This is a genomic window from Oleiphilus sp. HI0061, assembly GCF_001635675.1.
This window is the reverse complement of record NZ_LWFE01001085.1, coordinates 1-1,519: the sequence shown is the minus strand read 5'-3', so window position 1 is coordinate 1,519 and position 1,519 is coordinate 1. Positions and strand designations below refer to the sequence as shown.

General features: G+C 43.9%; 2 protein-coding genes. One reads left to right on the top strand and one right to left on the bottom strand.

Annotated elements, in window-relative coordinates; translation table 11 throughout:
- Positions 1-197: 197 nt before the first annotated feature.
- Positions 198-1,154, top strand: a complete 957-nt coding sequence (locus tag A3735_RS15320) for an AEC family transporter (protein WP_068515095.1) — start codon at positions 198-200, stop codon at positions 1,152-1,154.
- A gap of 36 nt (positions 1,155-1,190) precedes the next feature.
- On the opposite strand, the gene A3735_RS15315 is transcribed toward A3735_RS15320, so the two are convergent.
- A partial coding sequence (locus tag A3735_RS15315) for an enoyl-CoA hydratase-related protein (protein WP_082885898.1) occupies positions 1,191-1,519 on the bottom strand: 329 nt, incomplete at its 5' end.

The following is a 1,519-nucleotide window of genomic DNA, read 5'->3' as shown; positions in this document are numbered from 1 at the left end:
TTCGGTTTGCGATTAATTCAGGAGCTTCATGCCAAACTTTACCGCTCGAAAAGACAGCCACACAAGCCTAGGGAAAACGCTGAGGAGACATAAAAGCTAAATTTGTATCGAAACTAGCTTTGCTTAAAGCACTTTTCGGAACTCAACTGATAAATCGCATATACTTAGCTACAAATTACGCTTTTTGAGAGACTCCATTGTCATCTTTTCTTGATTTACTATTGTACACCTCAAATATTACCTTACCCATTTTTATCATTGTATTTCTAGGGTGGTTCCTTCGACGAACAAGCTGGTTAACTGAAAGTTTCATCAATTCCGGCTCAAAACTCGTTTTCACCATCGCATTACCCGCTCTGTTATTTATCAAAGTACTGGAATCTGACCTATCAGCCGTTTTTGATACTAGGCAAGTTATGTTTGCTTTGCTTGTAACTGTAGCTGGATTCCTAGCCTGCTGGCGGCTAAGCGGCACGATGAAACTTCTACCAGAAAATAGAGGCGTTTTTGTACAAGGAGCCTTTCGTGGAAATATGGGTATCGTTGGCCTAGCACTTTGCATGAACATGTATGGCGATGAAGGTTTAGCTGTCGGCTCTATTCTACTGGCTTTTTTAACACTGCTTTATAATGTCCTGTCTGTCTTTGCGCTGACATTACCGTTCCATTCAGATAAACGTTTTGATTGGCTATCGATGGCAAAAGACATGGCGAAAAACCCGCTGATCATCGCCATTGTTACAGCACTTGTGCTTAACCTCCTGCAGTTAGAGCCACCAGCCATCATTATGAAAAGCGGCGAGTACTTTGCAAACATGACTTTGCCTCTAGCATTGATTTGCGTAGGCGGTTCGATCAAGTTAAATGAATTAAAAGATAGCAATCATCTTGCATTAAAAGCAACTTTACTGAAGCTTGTTGGATTGCCATTGCTGTTCACCCTTGCCGCCTTAGTGATGGGTTTTAAAGATTTAGCATTGGGTACTTTGTTTCTTATGTTCGCAAGCCCCACAGCTACAGCGAGTTTCGTAATGGCTAAGGCCATGCGAGGCAACGCCGAATTGGCCGCAACGATTATCGCTTTATCCACCGTACTGTCACTATTAACAGTAAGCACAGGAATATTTGTACTGCGGGCATTAGGTTTGGCCTAAGCGTGCCTCGTCTTTGTTAAATTGATCCTTCAGGGCTTAACGCCCTACGAAGACCGCATCACGACGCTCGATAAATGACTGAACTCCCTCATTCATATCTTCTGACTCAATGACGGGCTTTAAGCTAGGAAAAAGTTGCTTTATGGCCGATGCCTCGCCTTCTTGTCTTGCAAGCTTAGATGAAGTCAAGCTTCCACGTACAGCCAAAGGAGCTGCCTTAGCGATCTTCTGTGCTAGCGCTAAGGCACATTCTAACTGCTTCCCTGGCTCACATATTTCCTGAATCATTCCCATGCGATACGCATCAGCGGCCGACCACTCGTCACCCGTGAGTAAATATCGTTGAGCATTGGCCCAACCCATTT